The organism is Streptomyces sp. CO7 (assembly GCF_053474865.1).
The window spans coordinates 452,816-454,620 of the sequence record NZ_JBRIOU010000006.1 but is presented as its reverse complement, the minus strand read 5'-3'; the positions used below and the strand labels follow the sequence as shown (position 1 = coordinate 454,620).

The window sequence follows — 1,805 nt, the reverse complement described above, 5'->3', positions numbered from 1 at the left end:
CCCCCTCGGGGCCCGTCCCCCGCCCGCCCCCCGCCCCCCCCCGCCACGACGGCCGGCCGATCCCCTCTCGAACCACCTCTCGCAAGCCCCAGGAGACACCATGTCCTCGTCCCAGCCACTGCGCGGCGTCGTGCCGCCCGTCTGCACCCCCCTGGACGCGTCGGGCGAGGTCGACACCGCGTCGCTCGCCCGCCTCGTCGAGCACCTCGTCGCCGGGGGCGTGCACGGACTGTTCGCCCTGGGCTCCAGCAGCGAGGTCGCCTTCCTCACCGACCGGCAGCGGGCGGTGGCCCTGGAGACCGTCGTGGAGGCCGCCGCGGGACGCGTCCCGGTGCTCGCCGGCGTCATCGACATGACGACCCCGCGGGTGCTCGTCCACGCCGAGGCCGCCCGCGAGGCCGGCGCCGACGCCCTGGTGGCGACCGCCCCCTTCTACGCCCGCACCCACCCCCGCGAGATCGCGCTCCACTTCCGCACCGTCCGCGAGCGGGCCGAACTGCCGCTCTACGCCTACGACCTGCCGGTCTCGGTGCACAGCAAGCTCTCCACCGCCCTGGTGCGCGAGCTCGCCGAGGACGGCACCCTGGCCGGCCTCAAGGACAGCAGCGGTGACGAGGGAGGACTGCGCCGCCTGATCGTCGCCCTGGGCGGCCGCGACGGCCGCGTCGACGGCCCCGCCCCCTCCTTCAGCATCCTCACCGGCTCCGAACTGACCGTCGACGCCGCCCTGCTGGCCGGCGCGGACGGAGTGGTGCCGGGCCTCGGCAACGTGGACCCGGCCGGTTACGTCCGCCTCTACGATGCCGTGCGCGCCGGCGACCTCGACCGCGCGGTCCAGGAGCAGGAGCGGCTGGTCCAGCTGTTCGGCCTGGTGGACGCCGGACCCGAGAGCGACATGGGCCGCAACTCCTCGGCCATCGGCGCCTTCAAGCACGCGCTGCGGCTGCTCGGCGTGTTCACCCACGGCACCACCGCCGGCTCGCAGATCCAGCTGGACGAGGTCTGCGTGGCCCACGTCGTGCGGCACCTGCGCGACGCCGCGCTGCTGCCGGTCCGATGACCGGGGACGACACCTGGACGCCGGTCGTCGGCCTCGATCTGGGCGGCACGAAGATCGCCGCCGCCCTGGTCGGCGCCGACGGCGCCGTCCTGGTCCGGCACACCCGCCCCACCCCGGCGGCCGAAGGGGCCGAGGCGGTCCTCGACGCCCTGGCCGAGGCCGTTGGCGAGGTCTGGGCGCCGGGCGCCACCGCGGTGGGCGTCGCCGCGGCGGGCGTGATCGACCCCGTGTCGGGGACGGTCACCAGCGCCACCGACACCCTCCGCGGCTGGGCCGGCACCGCCCTGGCCGCGGGCCTCGCCGCTCGCACCGGCCTGCGGGTGGCCTGCGACAACGACGTGCGGGCGGCCGCGGCCACGGAACTGGCGGACCTGGGCGAGGACGGCACCCTGATCTACGCGGCCGTCGGCACCGGGGTCGGCGGCGCGATCGCGGCCGGCGGGCGGATGCTGCAGGGCGCCGGTGGCGTGGCCGGCCACCTCGGGCACCTGCCGAGCCCCGAGGCGGACGGACTGCCGTGCACCTGCGGCGCCGCCGGTCACCTGGAGGCGATCGCCTCGGGTCCCGCCATCACCGCCCACTACGCGCGGCTCGGCGGGGACCCCGCCGACCGGCTGCAGACCGTCGCCGCACGCGCCGCCCTCGGCGATGCGCACGCCACCGCCGCCATCACCCTCGGCGCCCGCGCGGCGGGCCGTGTCCTGGGCGGACTCGCCAACGCGCTCGGCCCGCACCGGGTCGTCGT

At 77.3% G+C, this 1,805-nt stretch carries 2 protein-coding genes; both read left to right on the top strand.

The window, feature by feature from the left end:
* Positions 1–100 precede the first annotated feature (100 nt).
* Complete coding sequence (locus ACOV8S_RS23625; protein ID WP_448320074.1) at positions 101–1,060, top strand: dihydrodipicolinate synthase family protein; 960 nt, start codon at positions 101–103, stop codon at positions 1,058–1,060.
* The coding region (locus ACOV8S_RS23620; protein ID WP_448320073.1) for an ROK family protein at positions 1,057–1,805 on the top strand (749 nt) is incomplete at its 3' end. The genes ACOV8S_RS23625 and ACOV8S_RS23620, both read left to right, overlap by 4 nt.